This window comes from Pseudomonas sp. CFSAN084952, from assembly GCF_009648855.1.
GTDB classification, from domain to species: domain Bacteria; phylum Pseudomonadota; class Gammaproteobacteria; order Pseudomonadales; family Pseudomonadaceae; genus Aquipseudomonas; species Aquipseudomonas paracarnis.
In genome coordinates this window covers 3,757,698-3,770,946 of record NZ_CP045767.1, presented here as the reverse complement: position 1 = coordinate 3,770,946, position 13,249 = coordinate 3,757,698, and the positions used below count along the sequence as shown (strand labels likewise).

Genomic DNA, 13,249 nt, shown 5'->3' with positions numbered 1-13,249 from the left:
GATCGACATCATAGTAATATGCCTATCTCGCACGCTGTCAGGACCACAGACATGAAGATCACCAAGGCGCAGTCACAGAGCAATCGGGCCCATATCGTCGCGACAGCTTCCGAGTTGTTTCGCGAGCGGGGTTTCGATGGGGTGGGCGTGGCCGAGTTGATGGCTGCGGCCGGTTTTACCCAAGGCGGCTTTTACAAGCACTTCGGTTCCAAGGCGGACTTGATGGCGGAAGCAGCCGCTAACAGCCTGGCGCAGTCACTGGTCGACAGCGCGGAGAGGGAGGTGGAGCAGTTTTTCGAGGTTTACCTGTCCAGGCAGCACCGCGACCATCGCGGCGGCGGATGCACATTGGCGGCGTTGTGTGCCGATGCCGCCCGTCAGTCGGACACGCTGAAGGCGACCTTTGCCGACGGTTTGGAAAATACCCTGCAGGCCCTGGAGGCAAAGTACAACGCGGCTCATGACGGGCCAAAAGAAGACGTGCGGGCGAAAATGCTCGACAGCATGGCCCATGCCATCGGCGCAATCATGTTGTCGCGGGCGTGCCCGGATGATTCCGCCCTGGCCGATGAAGTGCTTGAGGTGTGCCGCAAGGAGATTACGGCATCACTGCCGTAATCCCGCGTGCATCACCTCATGCCGTTTCGGCCACGGGTACCTGAGTGGCCCCGGCCAATGCAGGCAGCACGCCGGCCCGCAGGTCGTTGCCGCTCGGCTGTTGATACAGGCTCAGCCCGAACTCCGGCAACACTGCCAATAGATAATCGAAGATATCGCCCTGGATCCGCTCGTAATCGCCCCACGCCGTGGTGCGGGTAAAGCAGTAGATCTCCAGCGGCACGCCCTGGGCGGTGGTTTGCATCTGGCGCACCATGCAGGTCATGTTCGGCTGGATGTCCGGGTGGCTTTGCAGGTACGCCAGGGCGTAGGCGCGGAAGGTGCCGAGGTTGGTCATGCGCCGACGGTTGGCCGACAGTTGCGCGCTGTGGCCCTGGGCCTCGTTCCAGGCCTTGAGTTCGGCCTGTTTGCGGCTGATGTAGCCGCTGAGCAAGTGCACCTGGGTCATGCGCACTTCTTCCTCATCGTTCAGGAAGCGTACGCCGCTGGCGTCGATGTACAGGCTGCGCTTGATACGGCGCCCACCGGAGGCCTGCATGCCACGCCAGTTCTTGAACGACTCGGACATCAGGCGCCAGGTGGGGATGGAGACGATGGTCTTGTCGAAGTTCTGCACCTTCACCGTGTGCAGCGTGATATCCACCACATCGCCATCGGCCCCGACCTGGGGCATTTCGATCCAGTCACCGACGCGCAGCATGTCGTTGCTGGTCAATTGCACACTGGCGACGAACGACAGCAGGGTGTCCTTGTACACCAACAGAATCACCGCCGACATCGCACCCAGGCCTGAGAGCAGCAACAGTGGCGAGCGGTCGATCAGGGTGGCGACGATGATGATCGCGCCGAACACGAACAGCACCATTTTCGCCAATTGCACATAGCCCTTGATCGAGCGGGTGCGTGCGTGTTCGGTGCGTGCGTAGATATCCAGCAGCGCGTTGAGCAGGGCACTCATGGCCAAAACCATGAACAGAATGCTGATCGCCAGGGCGACGTTGCCGATGAACAGGATGGCGGTCTTGCTCAGGTCCGGCACCAGGTACAGACCGAACTGGACCACCAGCGACGGCGTCATTTGCGCCAGGCGATGGAAGACTTTGTTATGCCGCAGGTCGTTCAGCCAGTGCAGGGCCGGCTGCCGGCCGAGCAATTTGACCGCGTGCAGGATGAGGTAACGGGCGACCCGTCCCACCACCAATGCCACCACCAGCAACACCAGCAAGCCGAGGCTGGAATGCAGGACCGGGTGTTCATCTAGGGCGCCCCAAAGGTCTTGGACGTTGAGCCAGAGCTGTTTGATATCCATGCGTGAACCGATTCTTCTGTAAGACAACACGGGGCGATTAGAGCATTTAAGTGCAACAAAGTTGACGCTCTGGACAAAATCGCTGACAAAAAAGCAGCTGATTAGCCCCGTTCGCGTAAAGAAACTCGGTTTGGGCGCCCGAAACCGGTAACCTATGCAGCTGATATTTGTATTTCTTCGAGGTAGCACCCGTGTTTTCCCAATTCGCCCTGCACGAACGCCTGCTTAAAGCCGTGGCCGAGCTTAAATTTGTCGAGCCTACGCCTGTGCAAGCAGCGGCCATCCCGCTCGCGCTGCAAGGGCGTGACCTGCGGGTGACGGCGCAAACCGGCAGCGGCAAGACCGCCGCTTTCGTCCTGCCGGTACTTAACCGCCTGATCGGCCCGGCCAAGGTGCGCGTCAGCATCAAGACCCTGATCCTGCTGCCGACCCGCGAGCTGGCCCAGCAAACCCTGAAGGAAGTCGAACGCTTTTCGCAGTTCACCTTCATCAAGTCCGGCATCATCACCGGTGGCGAAGACTTCAAGGTCCAGGCCGCGATGCTGCGCAAGGTGCCGGACATCCTGATCGGCACCCCAGGGCGCATGATCGAGCAACTCAACGCTGGCAACCTTGATCTCAAGGAAGTCGAAGTGCTGGTGCTCGACGAAGCCGACCGCATGCTCGACATGGGCTTTGCCGATGATGTGCAACGTCTGGTCGGCGAGTGCGTCAACCGCCAGCAGACCATGCTGTTCTCCGCCACCACCGGTGGTTCGACCCTGCGCGACATGGTCGCCAAGGTGCTGAACAACCCTGAGCACTTGCAGGTCAACAACGTCAGCGACCTGAACGCCACCACGCGTCAGCAGATCGTTACCGCTGACCATAACGTGCATAAAGAACAGATCCTGAACTGGTTGCTGGCCAACGAGACCTACCAGAAGGCCATCGTGTTCACCAACACCCGTGCCGCCGCCGACCGTATCTACGGGCGCCTGGTTGCGCAGGAATACAAGGCGTTCGTGCTGCACGGCGAGAAAGACCAGAAGGACCGCAAGCTGGCCATCGACCGTCTCAAGGCGGGCGGCGTGAAGATCCTGGTGGCCACCGACGTTGCCGCGCGCGGCCTCGACGTGGACGGCCTGGACCTGGTGATCAACTTCGACATGCCCCGCAGCGGCGACGAATACGTGCACCGCATCGGCCGTACCGGACGGGCCGGCAACGATGGCCTGGCCATCTCGCTGATCTGCCACGGCGACTGGAACCTGATGTCGAGCATCGAACGCTACCTCAAGCAGTCGTTCGAGCGCCGCACCATCAAGGAAGTCAAAGGCACTTACACCGGGCCGAAGAAGGTCAAGGCGTCGGGCAAGGCCGTTGGCGTGAAGAAGAAAAAGACCGACGCCAAGGGCGACAAGAAGAAAACCGCCGCCAAGTCGCCGACCAAGCGCAAGATCGCCAACCGGCCGAAGACCGACAACCTGTCGCTCGTCAGCAAGGACGGCATGGCCCCGCTCAAGCGCCGCAAGCCAGAAGCGCCGGCTGCCGAATAAGCAGGCGGGCCTAAAAAAACCGGACGACGTCCGGTTTTTTTTCGCCATCAGCGTCGCGCTGTGCTCAACGCTTCCCCGCAGCTTCTCTGAGCTCCTTGAGCCGCGCATCGATCAACTGGCACTTGTCGGGAAACTCGGCGCTTTCGGTATCCAGGTCCATCTTCTGTAACTGGTCATTCATCTCCTTGGCCTTGGTCGGGTTCTGCTCGGTGAGCTTGGTCACTTCCTTGGCCAGTTCCTCCCGCTTGGCCGTGGCCTCCTCGGGCGTGCAGCCCCAGGCGGGCAGGGCGCTTATCAGCGTGGCGGCGAGAGTCAGCTTCATCAAGGTTTTCATGGTCGGACTTCCTTGGCAGTGATGTGCAGTTGAGGTGGCAAACCTCTGCAAAGTTCAGAGAAATGACGCCCGTCCGTTTGGTTGAACGGCCCGTGCCGGAACGTGTCACTCCCTAAGACGGGCTAACTCCATCGGCCTGCAGGAGGAATCAGGATGACGACTTACAATTGGGATCTGATCGAACGTCTGCTGCATGAAGTGCAGAACGGCGAGGGCAGCTTTGCCCCGCGCAAATACGCCGAACAGGAAGCGGCCGAGAAGGCGACGGCCGGCGAGGACACTGGCAACCTGGACGCGCTGAAGAAGACCGCTGCCGACTACGAGGCGCTGCTGTTCAAGCGTGGCTTTATTGAGTCGCGGCCTGAGGAAGAGGGCGGCAATGGCGAGAACTTCATCCTGACGGCGCTGGGGGCGCAATTGCTGGCGCTGATCGACAGTTCGATTCCGGGCAATGATCATCCGCGTCAGGTGTTGGATGAACAAGCGGATGCGCTTGATCCGGCAACGTTCGCGGAAGTGGCCTCAAAAGCCCAGATCGCCTGATCCTCTTATGCCCCCGGCGCCCCTGAGGGTGCCGGGTGAACCTGTCGAATCGGTAATCTGCCGCTAAGGTTGCTGACAGCCGGCGACTCCTAATCTGCTGCCATTCAACTCACGGACTTGAATCGGCATGCACTCCACAACCTCCAGACGCACATTCGTCAAAGGCCTGGCCGCAGGCGGCCTGTTGGGCGGGCTCGGGCTTTGGCGCCCCCCTGTGTGGGCACTGATCAGCCCCGGCCAGCCCACGGTGCTCGCCGGCAGCGAGTTTGACCTGTTTATTGACCAGACCCCGGTCAACCTGACAGGCCAACCGCGCACCGCGTTGACCGTCAACGGCAGCCTGCCCGGCCCGCTGTTACGCTGGCGGGAGGGCGACACCGTGACCCTGCGCGTGAAAAACCGCCTTGGCGAGCCCACTTCGATCCACTGGCACGGCATCCTGTTGCCATCGACCATGGACGGCGTGCCCGGCCTGAGCTTCAAGGGCATCGAACCGGGCGGCCTTTACGTTTACCAGTTCAAGGTCAAGCAGTACGGCACCTACTGGTACCACAGCCATTCCGGGCTTCAGGAGCAGCAGGGCGTGTACGGTCCGCTGGTTATCGATCCCAAGGAACCCGAGCCTTATAGCTACCAGCGCGATTACGTGGTGATGCTGTCGGACTGGACCGACGAAGACCCCGTCGCCCTGATGAAAACCCTCAAGAAGCAGTCCGATTACTACAACCTGCACAAACCCACCCTGGGCGATTTTATCCGGGATGTGGGCAAGCAGGGCTGGTCGGCCACGGCTGCCGACCGGCTGATGTGGGCGCAAATGAAGATGAACCCCACCGACCTTGCGGACGTCAGCGGCGAGACCTACACCTACTTGCTCAACGGCCAGCCGCCTGGACAGAACTGGACCGGAGTGTTCAAGGCGGGGGAAACGATTCGCCTGCGTTTTATCAATGGCTCGGCGATGACCTATTTTGATGTGCGCATTCCAGGGTTGAAAATGACCGTCATCGCCGCGGATGGTCAGCCGGTAAAGCCGGTAAGTGTCGACGAGTTCCGTATCGCCGTGGCGGAAACCTACGACGTGCTGGTCGAGCCTGTGGCAGAGGCTTACACCCTGTTTGCTCAGTCCATGGACCGCACAGGCTATGCCCGTGGCACCCTCGCCCGGCAGATGGGAGCGACCGCCTCAGTTCCACTGCTTGATCCGCGCCCGTGGCTGACCATGGAGGACATGGGCATGGGCGGCATGGACCACGGTGCCATGGCCGATATGCCGGGCATGGAAGGCATGGATCACAGTGCCATGGGCGCGATGGCCATGCAGAAACACCCCGCCAGCGAGCAGAACAACGCGCTGGTAGACATGCAGGCGATGAACCCGGTGCCCAAGCTGGACGACCCTGGAATCGGCCTGCGCCACAATGGCCGCCGGGTGCTCACCTATGCCGACCTGCGCAGTACCTTCGAAGACCCCGATGGCCGCGACCCCTCCCGCACCGTCGAATTGCATCTCACCGGGCATATGGAAAAGTTCGCCTGGTCGTTCAGTGGCGTGAAGTTTTCCGATGCCGAGCCCTTGCAACTGACTTATGGCGAGCGCGTGCGGGTGGTGCTGGTCAACGACACCATGATGGCCCACCCGATTCACCTGCATGGCTTATGGAGCGACCTGGAGGACGAAAACGGCCAGTTCCTGGTGCGCAAACACACCATCGACATGCCACCGGGCTCCCGTCGCAGTTACCGCGTCACCGCCGATGCCTTGGGGCGCTGGGCCTATCACTGCCACCTGCTGTACCACATGGAAATGGGCATGTTCCGCGAGGTGCGCGTGCATGAATAAGGAAGCGAGCATGAACCGTTGCGTCTCGTCCCTTTGCATCGCTTTCGCCACGCTGGGGTTCGCCCCATGGGCGTTGGCGGCCGAGGATGAACTTCAGGGCATGAGCCCGGCGACGCCAGCGCTGGCGCAAAGCCGTACGCCGATTCCGGCGCTGACCGACGCAGACCGTGCAGCGGTCTACAACGCGCCGGGAGGGCATCAGGTGCACGACAGCGGCGTCAACTCCATGCTACTGGTCAACCAGTTGGAATGGCAGGGCGGCGACGGCAACGCGCAGACTTGGGACATCAAGGGTTGGGTCGGCGGTGACATCGACCGGTTGTGGCTACGCAGTGAAGGCGAACGCAGCGCCGGCCGCACTGAAAGTGCCGAAGCCCAAGCGTTATGGGGGCACGCAATCAGCCCGTGGTGGGATGTGGTCGGCGGCGTGCGCCAGGACTTCAAGCCCGGTGCCAGCCAGAGCTGGGCGGCCTTTGGCCTACAAGGCATGGCGCTCTACAACTTCGAGGCCGAAGCCACGTTGTTTGTCGGCGAATCGGGGCATACCGCCGCACGCCTTGAGGGTGACTACGACATTCTGCTCACCAATCGCCTGATCCTGCAGCCGACCGCCGAACTCAACTTCTATGCGCAGAACGATCCGCAACGCGGCGTTGGTTCGGGCTTGGCGGAAAGTGAACTGGGCCTGCGCTTGCGCTACGAAGTTCGCCGCGAGTTTGCGCCATATGTCGGTCTCAGCTGGAACCGCACTTATGGCCAGACCGCGCAATACGCACGGGACGAAGACGAAGACATCAATCAACTGCGCTGGGTCGTCGGCGTGCGCTTGTGGTTCTGACGGGTTTCCCTTTTTATTATTCGCCGCCTGGCGCGGCCTGGAGTCTTGCATGTCTATGTTGAAAACCACGCTGCTGGGTGCTGCGCTGTGGGTAGGTTTAAGTCTTAGCCTGCCCGCTTCGGCCCACCCCAAGCTGCTGTCATCCATTCCGGCGGCAGGCGCACAGGGCGCCGCTCCCGCAGTGATTGAATTGCATTTCTCAGAAAACCTGCTGACCCAGTTTTCCGGGGCCAAGTTGATCATGACCGACATGCCGGGCATGCCCAATTCGCCGATGCCGGTGAAGGCCAGCGTGTCGGCGAGCAGCGACCCCAAGGTGATGTTGATCAAGCCGGTCTCCGCACTTACCACCGGCAGCTATCGGGTGGATTGGCGTGCCGTGTCGTCCGATACACATCCGATCACCGGTAATGTGGTGTTCAGCGTGCAGCCATGAGTGAGCTGATCTCCATCGCATTGCGCTTCGCGCTCTATCTCGACCTGATGATGCTATTTGGATTGGGACTGTTCGGCCTTTATGGTCTGCACGCTGAGCAACGTAGATGGCTCAATCTAAGGGCATGGATGGGATTGACGGGCGGCTTGGGGCTGGCGTTTTCGGTGGCGTCGCTATTGGTCATGACCCAATCCATGAGCGGCGCCACTGATTGGCAGGCGCTATGGCCGCATGTGCAGATGATGCTGTGGCAGACCGACTTGGGGCTGACGTGGTGGGTGCGTATCGCGGCGCTGGTCCTGGCGGCACTGAGCACTCATCTGGCGCTGGCCACGCTGTCGGCTGGCGTGGCGTTGGCCACCCTGGTGTGGACAGGGCACGGCGTAATGCACGAAGGCGTGCAAGGTGTGTGGCATATCGTCAGCGACAGTGCACACCTGTTGGCAGCGGCGGGTTGGGTGGGGGCGTTGGCGGCATTCGGTTTGTTGTTGATGCCTGCGCCGTTGCCACAGGATGATCGAGTGCAGGTTCTGGCCAGCGCATTGGCAGGCTTTGAGCGCATTGGCGCGGGATTTGTCTTGGTGCTGATCGGCACTGGCGTTGCCAATTATCTGTTTGTTGTCGGGCCGAATCTGGGGGGCATCAACGGCGGAGTCTACGCGGTGCTGCTATGCCTGAAGCTGGGGTTGTTCGGCGTGATGCTGGCCTTGGCGGCGCTCAATCGCTTTCACCTGACGCCGCTTCTGCAACAATCTATCGCGGCGGGCGATTATAACGTGGCGATCCGTGCGTTACGGCGCAGCATGGCCCTGGAGTTTGGCGCTGTGGTGCTCATCCTTGGCCTGGTGGCCTGGCTGGGCACCTTGGCGCCTGACTAAGACTGTGCGCTTTTCAGGCATTTAAGCGTCTGGAAGTCGCTGCGGACCTTGTCGATTTTCTGGGTGAGTTTCACGCGCTGCGCTGGGGAGCTTTGGGCCATCACGTCCACGAGCAAGCCGCGCGCGGCGGCTTCGGTCTGTGCGTAGGCGGCGCGGTATTGCGGGGTCCACAGGCTTTCGCGATCCACCAGCAGTTGCTGGATTTTCTGCGGGAAATCGGCATTGTGGCGTTGTTGCAGCGCCTCGATAAATTGCGCCTGCCAATGGGCGCGGTTGCCGATCCACGCTTGGTTTTGCGCGCCCAACTCGGCCGACCAGGCCGTGACGCGGTTTTGCTGGCCTGGGCTCAACGGGCCGATCCAGGCGTCCAGGCGCTTGCTCATACGCTCGGCGCGTTCCTTGATTTGTTGAGCCAGTGGTGGCTTGAGGTATTCGTCCTGGCGCTTGCGCAGGTCCTTGGCCAGAGCATCGCTCATGTCTTTGACCTGCTGATCGTCCAGGCCTTGCAGCAATTGCACAGCTGAGGGCGTGATTTCCCGAGCAATCTCGGCAATTGCCTGTTTGGCTTCGACAGTACGGGTTTGCAATGCGGCGTCGGTGACCTGGTTACTGTCGACCATCTGCTGCAGGCGGTCGAGCCAGTCCAGGTAGCCAGGCAATTGCGTGGTGCAGTGCCAGGCCAGGTGTTCCTTGAGGGTGTCGTTGAACCAGCTCTTTTGCCCGGCATTCATGTCCAGGTAGTCGTTGAGGGTCCAGGGGATGATCACGTCGAGGTTACGGTAGGCCAGGCCCACGCGATTGCAGCCGGCGAGCACCAGGCTCAGAGTCAGCAGTACCATCAGGAGTTTGAGCCGGCGCAACATGGGCAGGTCCTTGCATGGAGGGCGTTAATGCATGTGAACCTGCGCGGGGTGCGACAGTTCAGCCCATCAATAAAACGACCGCGCGGCCTTCAAGGTCAACAGCCCATCACATTGCGAGTTGTGTCCGGAGTAGGCCGAGCAGTCACTGCCGCTGAGGCTGGAGCCGCTGTAGATCAGGTCCAGGTCAATGCCTTTCCAGGCCCGGGAAAACTGCACCGACCAATCGCTGAAACTGCTGATGGCGCCGTTCTCTACCGAGACCGGTGTGCCCAGTTGATGGGTGGTGTACTTCATGCTGACGCCGATGCCGAAAGGCTGGGTACCGCCCAGGTCGGCAAACAGGGTACTGTCCTGGCGGTCGGGGTCGTTGCTGAAGGACACGCCAAAGCGGTTGCCCAACAGGTTCAGCCCGCCGTAGAACTCCTGGCTGTCGAGGGGGCTGACCTTGGGGTAGCTGTAGTGGATCAAGCCGACTTCGTAGCCCAGGGTCTGGTCGAACGGACGCTTGAAGCCCATGTAGGAGTCGACTTCAAGGTTATTGGCCGACGACAGGCCCATGTTTGGGGAAAACTGGCCGAAATACAGGCCGCTGTCGTGGGTAAGGTCCAGGCCACCGTGGAACGAGTCGCTGCCAGGGGCGGTCGGCTTGACCAGGCCCTGGGCCATGGTGCGGCTGGGGGTGGTGCCTAATTTCAGGTCGAAGTCACCCAGTTCACGCTGGAAGATATGCGCTTGGGCCAAAGGGCTGGCGACCAGGAGGCTGACCACGAAAATACAGCGTTTAAGCATGCTTCACTCCATGAAAAGCGAGGAGCAGTAACGGAAAGATTCAGGCGGATGCCCGTGCTAGACGTGTGCAAGGATACCGGCGAATGCCTGGCGTTGAGGCCCGTTCGTCGATTAGCTGCGTATTGAAGGTGTGAGCAGGGGGTTGCAACTCTAGTCCTAGCGCCTTGAAGGCAAGACGCTTAGGGACCAGATGCAGTGCGAGGGTATGACTATTACTTCTTGCCCAGGCTGATCTGCTTGGACGGGCCGAAAGTCTGGCCGCTCACGCCCTTGGCAATTTGCTGGATTTCGCCGCCGGACTTGAGGAACGCAGCAATCTGGCTATTGATCGATTCGCTGGTTTCAACGGCGGGAGCTGGCTTTGCTTTGCTGTTGGATGCTTTTACACGCATGGCGGCCACTAACCTGTAGAAAATTAACTTGGCCAGGCATCGTACAGGAAATACTTGACAATTGCTTGGCAAATATCCCTCAGGATTAATATCCAGCGCTGGAAATAGCCGAAGTTCAACGCCGAAATAAAGCGCTAACTTACTGTTTTAGCTGGAAACCACAGGCCGGGTGGCCCGCTGATGGCCTGCTCAAAGTGAACCGAACGATCAGACGAGTGGGGCGCTGCCATTGGAACGCCATGCCAGCCCGCGATTTTTCAGGCGCGCGCGCGTGCAGGGCCCAACTCGGGTAGAATGCCGCCCACGCAATGAGGGTATTGGAAATGGCTTTAGTCGGGCGCTACAACAGCTTGCAAGTGGTCAAGCACACTAACTTTGGTTTGTACCTCGATGGTGCGCAAGATGGGGAAATCCTCTTGCCTAATCGGTATATCCCTAAAGATATTCCCAGTGAAGATGAAGACTGGCTCAACGTTTTCATTTATCTGGACAGCGATGACAAACTTATCGCCACCACCGAAAAACCCAAAGTTCAAGTCGGTGAATTCGCCAGTTTGAAAGTTGTGGAAGTCAACAGCATTGGCGTATTCCTTGATTGGGGTTTGCCCAAGGATCTGCTGCTGCCGTATTCGGAAGAAAAACGCCAGCTGACCGCAGGTGAGTATTGCGTGGTGCACGTCTACCTCGACAAGCACACCAAGCGCATCACCGCCACCGCTCGCCTTGACCGTTACCTGGACAAGACGCCAGCCAACTACCAGGTGGGCCAGGAAGTCGACCTGCTGGTGGCCGAAGCCACCGACATGGGCTTCAAGGCGATCATCAACAACAAGCACTGGGGCCTGATCCACAAGAACGAAGTGTTCAAGTTCCTGCGTCCGGGCAAGGAAGAGAAGGGTTTCATCAAAGAGATCCGCGCCGATGGCAACATCAGCCTGAGCCTGCAACCGGTGGGCCAGGAAGCGGCCTCCAGCCTGAACTCGAAGATCCTCGCCAAGTTGCGTGACAACAACGGCACCCTGCCGGTCAGCGACAAAAGCGACCCGGCGGTGATCAGCAACTTGTTCGGCGTGAGCAAGGGCAACTTCAAGAAGGCCATTGGTGCGCTCTACAAGCAAGGGCAGATCGTGATTCATGCGGACCGCATTGAACTAAGCTGAGTACGCTTCGCTCTCCTGTAGGAGCGAGCTTGTTGTGGCGAGGGAGCTTGCTCCCGCTCGACTGCGTAGCAGTCGCAAGCTTTTTTGGGGGCGCTTCGCACCCCAACGCAAGCAAGCTTGCTCGCCACAACAAGCTTGCCTTCACAGTAGGGCTTGCTCATGTCCAGAAAGTCGTTGTATGCCTACCTCGGCACCTTGCTCGCCTTCCTGGTCCTCGACGGCCTCTGGCTTGGCGTGCTCATGGGCTCCACCTATAAATCCCTGCTCGGCACGCTGATGCTTGATCAGCCACGCCTGTTGCCTGCGATATTGTTCTATCTCCTGTATGTCCTCGGTTGCGTGGTGTTGGTGATCTTGCCCAGCGCCAGTTGGCAGCGCGCTGCGCGTTTGGGCGCCTTGCTTGGCTTGGTGGCCTATGGCACCTATGACCTGAGCAACTGGGCCACGCTTCAAGGCTGGTCCGCCGGGTTGGCGCTGATGGACATGGCGTGGGGCACGTGCCTAACCGCCATTTGCTGCACCGCTGGCCACTTGTGTGCAAATCGGCTGCGGCGGTAGAGGGCGGTTGATCAGTACTGAACCGGCTAATAACAACCCGGTACCGGCAGCGACCAACGCCGGTTGCAGGCCGCCACTGAGGTGGCTGCTGACCGACGCCAATAGTGGCCCGCTCAATTGGCCGACGGCGAAGCTGGCGGTCAGCAGCCCCGTGCTGCGTTGGTAGCCATGGGGTGCGACCTCCCTTAATCGCGCCATCACCAACTGCATGCAGGCCAAAAATGGCGCACCGCACAGCAACACGCCCAGCGCCAAGCCCCAGCCATTGCCCAGCAGGCAGGCAAATACCCCGGCCGCTTGCAGCCATAAAGTCGCCATCAGCCAGCGACGGGTGGTGTTCGGGTGCTTGCGGCGCAGGCTGGCCACCCCCACTCCCAGCGCGGCCGCCAGGCCAAAGCAGGGCCAGAACAGATCGGCCTGCCAGGCCCCGTTGAATTGAGCGCTGGCCATCTGCGACAGAAAAGTCGCGGGGATGATGTAGCCCAGGCCGTACAGGAAATAAATCCAGCACAGGTGCGCGATGCTGCCGTTGCTCCCCGCGCTGGAGACCTGGGTAACAGTGACGGCCGGCTTGGGTAAAAACGGCAGGATCGCCAGCAGCATCACCAGCGCTACCGTCCCGTAGAGCAACCACAGCGTGGCAGAGCTTTGCCCTAATAGGTTGGAAACCAACGCCAGCAGCCCCGTCAGCACAATCCCCAACCCCGGCCCGGCAAACACCAACGCACCCAGGCGCGGGCGGCCGGCGGCAGTCGCCAGTGGCTGGCTCAGGCTGGTAATCATCACCAGGGCCCAGGCACTGGCGACCCCGGTGCCAAAGCGCAGCAACAAGTGCGGCCAGAACCCGTTAGCCCAGTAGGACGCCAGGGTCAGCAATACGCACAGCCACAACCCGCCGTAGAGGCGCCCGCGCACATGCTGATGGCTACGGGCAAAGATCGAGTCCACCGCGCCGACGAAATAACCGAGGTAATTGGCGGCAGCGAGCAGGCCGGCGCCGGTCAGGTCGATCTGGCCTTCACTGAGCAAATGCGGCATTTGCGGAGTCAGGGCGAAGCGGCCAATGCCCATGGCCATCATCAGGGCGACGGAGCTGGCGAGTAAACGAATCAGCGGGGACATGTTCAGGTTTCCTGCAAAGAAGCGAATG

General features: G+C 60.5%; 15 protein-coding genes. 9 read left to right on the top strand and 6 right to left on the bottom strand.

Going from position 1 to position 13,249, the window contains the following annotated elements:
• Nucleotides 1-51 precede the first annotated feature (51 nt).
• Entirely contained in the window at nt 52-618 is a 567-nt protein-coding gene (locus tag GH769_RS17070; protein WP_032903110.1) for a TetR/AcrR family transcriptional regulator, read from the top strand.
• Between the two features lie 16 nt (nt 619-634).
• Here GH769_RS17070 and GH769_RS17065 read toward each other — a convergent pair whose 3' ends face one another.
• Entirely contained in the window at nt 635-1,927 is a 1,293-nt protein-coding gene (locus GH769_RS17065; RefSeq protein ID WP_014719419.1) for a mechanosensitive ion channel family protein, read from the bottom strand.
• Nucleotides 1,928-2,118: 191 nt separating this feature from the next.
• Here GH769_RS17065 and GH769_RS17060 point away from each other — a divergent pair, with 191 nt between their 5' ends.
• Complete coding sequence (locus GH769_RS17060) at nt 2,119-3,465, top strand: DEAD/DEAH box helicase (RefSeq protein ID WP_014719418.1); 1,347 nt, start codon at nt 2,119-2,121, stop codon at nt 3,463-3,465.
• A gap of 64 nt (nt 3,466-3,529) precedes the next feature.
• Here the strand turns inward: GH769_RS17060 and GH769_RS17055 are convergent, their stop codons facing one another.
• Nucleotides 3,530-3,799: a hypothetical protein gene (locus GH769_RS17055; RefSeq protein WP_032903111.1), complete on the bottom strand. Its 270-nt coding sequence runs from the start codon at nt 3,797-3,799 to the stop codon at nt 3,530-3,532.
• 153 nt (nt 3,800-3,952) lie between these two features.
• On the opposite strand from GH769_RS17055, the gene GH769_RS17050 reads away from it, so the two are divergent.
• The 5 genes from GH769_RS17050 (at nt 3,953) to copD (ending at nt 8,337) form a co-directional block, all read left to right on the top strand.
• Nucleotides 3,953-4,342, top strand: coding sequence for a hypothetical protein (locus tag GH769_RS17050; RefSeq protein ID WP_014719416.1), 390 nt, complete (start codon nt 3,953-3,955; stop codon nt 4,340-4,342).
• A 127-nt stretch (nt 4,343-4,469) separates the two neighbouring features.
• Nucleotides 4,470-6,185 (top strand): copper resistance system multicopper oxidase, encoded by a 1,716-nt coding sequence (locus GH769_RS17045; RefSeq protein WP_032903112.1) that lies wholly within the window; start codon nt 4,470-4,472, stop codon nt 6,183-6,185.
• 10 nt (nt 6,186-6,195) lie between these two features.
• Nucleotides 6,196-7,023 carry a copper resistance protein B gene (locus GH769_RS17040; RefSeq protein ID WP_014719414.1) on the top strand — a complete coding sequence of 276 codons (828 nt, stop codon included), beginning with the start codon at nt 6,196-6,198 and terminating at the stop codon, nt 7,021-7,023.
• 49 nt (nt 7,024-7,072) lie between these two features.
• On the top strand, nt 7,073-7,459 hold the full coding sequence (gene copC / locus GH769_RS17035; protein ID WP_003193103.1) for a copper homeostasis periplasmic binding protein CopC: 387 nt from the start codon (nt 7,073-7,075) through the stop codon (nt 7,457-7,459).
• Nucleotides 7,456-8,337, top strand: a complete 882-nt coding sequence (copD, locus tag GH769_RS17030) for a copper homeostasis membrane protein CopD (RefSeq protein ID WP_003193101.1) — start codon at nt 7,456-7,458, stop codon at nt 8,335-8,337. The genes copC and copD overlap by 4 nt, the downstream gene beginning before the upstream one ends.
• Here copD and GH769_RS17025 read toward each other — a convergent pair.
• The 3 genes from GH769_RS17025 to GH769_RS17015 form a co-directional block, all read right to left on the bottom strand.
• Nucleotides 8,334-9,200 (bottom strand): DUF6279 family lipoprotein, encoded by an 867-nt coding sequence (locus GH769_RS17025; protein ID WP_014719413.1) that lies wholly within the window; start codon nt 9,198-9,200, stop codon nt 8,334-8,336. The two genes, copD and GH769_RS17025, sit on opposite strands and share 4 nt — an antisense overlap.
• 66 nt (nt 9,201-9,266) lie before the next feature.
• Nucleotides 9,267-9,989, bottom strand: coding sequence for a TorF family putative porin (locus GH769_RS17020; protein WP_019820453.1), 723 nt, complete (start codon nt 9,987-9,989; stop codon nt 9,267-9,269).
• Nucleotides 9,990-10,201: 212 nt separating this feature from the next.
• A complete protein-coding gene (locus tag GH769_RS17015) occupies nt 10,202-10,381 on the bottom strand; it encodes a hypothetical protein (protein WP_003193095.1) in 180 nt (59 codons plus the stop codon).
• 323 nt (nt 10,382-10,704) lie between these two features.
• On the opposite strand from GH769_RS17015, the gene GH769_RS17010 reads away from it, so the two are divergent.
• A complete protein-coding gene (locus GH769_RS17010; protein ID WP_019820451.1) occupies nt 10,705-11,541 on the top strand; it encodes a S1 RNA-binding domain-containing protein in 837 nt (278 codons plus the stop codon).
• A 159-nt stretch (nt 11,542-11,700) separates the two neighbouring features.
• Entirely contained in the window at nt 11,701-12,099 is a 399-nt protein-coding gene (locus GH769_RS17005) for a DUF2177 family protein (RefSeq protein ID WP_081036829.1), read from the top strand.
• Here GH769_RS17005 and GH769_RS17000 read toward each other — a convergent pair.
• The gene (locus GH769_RS17000; protein WP_014719410.1) at nt 12,043-13,221 is read right to left on the bottom strand and encodes an MFS transporter; all 1,179 of its coding nucleotides are present in this window, start codon (nt 13,219-13,221) and stop codon (nt 12,043-12,045) included. The two genes, GH769_RS17005 and GH769_RS17000, sit on opposite strands and share 57 nt — an antisense overlap.
• Between the last annotated feature and the right edge of the window lie 28 nt (nt 13,222-13,249).

Bases quoted from the DNA above. Each gene is read 5' to 3' on its own strand.
- GH769_RS17065 (WP_014719419.1), bottom strand. From the start codon at position 1,927: ATGGATATCAAACAGCTCTGGCTCAACGTCCAAGACCTTTGGGGCGCC.
- GH769_RS17020 (WP_019820453.1), bottom strand. From the start codon at position 9,989: ATGCTTAAACGCTGTATTTTCGTGGTCAGCCTCCTGGTCGCCAGCCCT.
- GH769_RS17045 (WP_032903112.1), top strand. From the start codon at position 4,470: ATGCACTCCACAACCTCCAGACGCACATTCGTCAAAGGCCTGGCCGCA.
- GH769_RS17055 (WP_032903111.1), bottom strand. From the start codon at position 3,799: ATGAAAACCTTGATGAAGCTGACTCTCGCCGCCACGCTGATAAGCGCC.
- GH769_RS17025 (WP_014719413.1), bottom strand. From the start codon at position 9,200: ATGTTGCGCCGGCTCAAACTCCTGATGGTACTGCTGACTCTGAGCCTG.
- GH769_RS17005 (WP_081036829.1), top strand. From the start codon at position 11,701: ATGTCCAGAAAGTCGTTGTATGCCTACCTCGGCACCTTGCTCGCCTTC.
- GH769_RS17040 (WP_014719414.1), top strand. From the start codon at position 6,196: ATGAACCGTTGCGTCTCGTCCCTTTGCATCGCTTTCGCCACGCTGGGG.
- GH769_RS17070 (WP_032903110.1), top strand. From the start codon at position 52: ATGAAGATCACCAAGGCGCAGTCACAGAGCAATCGGGCCCATATCGTC.
- GH769_RS17000 (WP_014719410.1), bottom strand. From the start codon at position 13,221: ATGTCCCCGCTGATTCGTTTACTCGCCAGCTCCGTCGCCCTGATGATG.
- GH769_RS17050 (WP_014719416.1), top strand. From the start codon at position 3,953: ATGACGACTTACAATTGGGATCTGATCGAACGTCTGCTGCATGAAGTG.
- copC (WP_003193103.1), top strand. From the start codon at position 7,073: ATGTCTATGTTGAAAACCACGCTGCTGGGTGCTGCGCTGTGGGTAGGT.
- GH769_RS17015 (WP_003193095.1), bottom strand. From the start codon at position 10,381: ATGCGTGTAAAAGCATCCAACAGCAAAGCAAAGCCAGCTCCCGCCGTT.
- copD (WP_003193101.1), top strand. From the start codon at position 7,456: ATGAGTGAGCTGATCTCCATCGCATTGCGCTTCGCGCTCTATCTCGAC.
- GH769_RS17010 (WP_019820451.1), top strand. From the start codon at position 10,705: ATGGCTTTAGTCGGGCGCTACAACAGCTTGCAAGTGGTCAAGCACACT.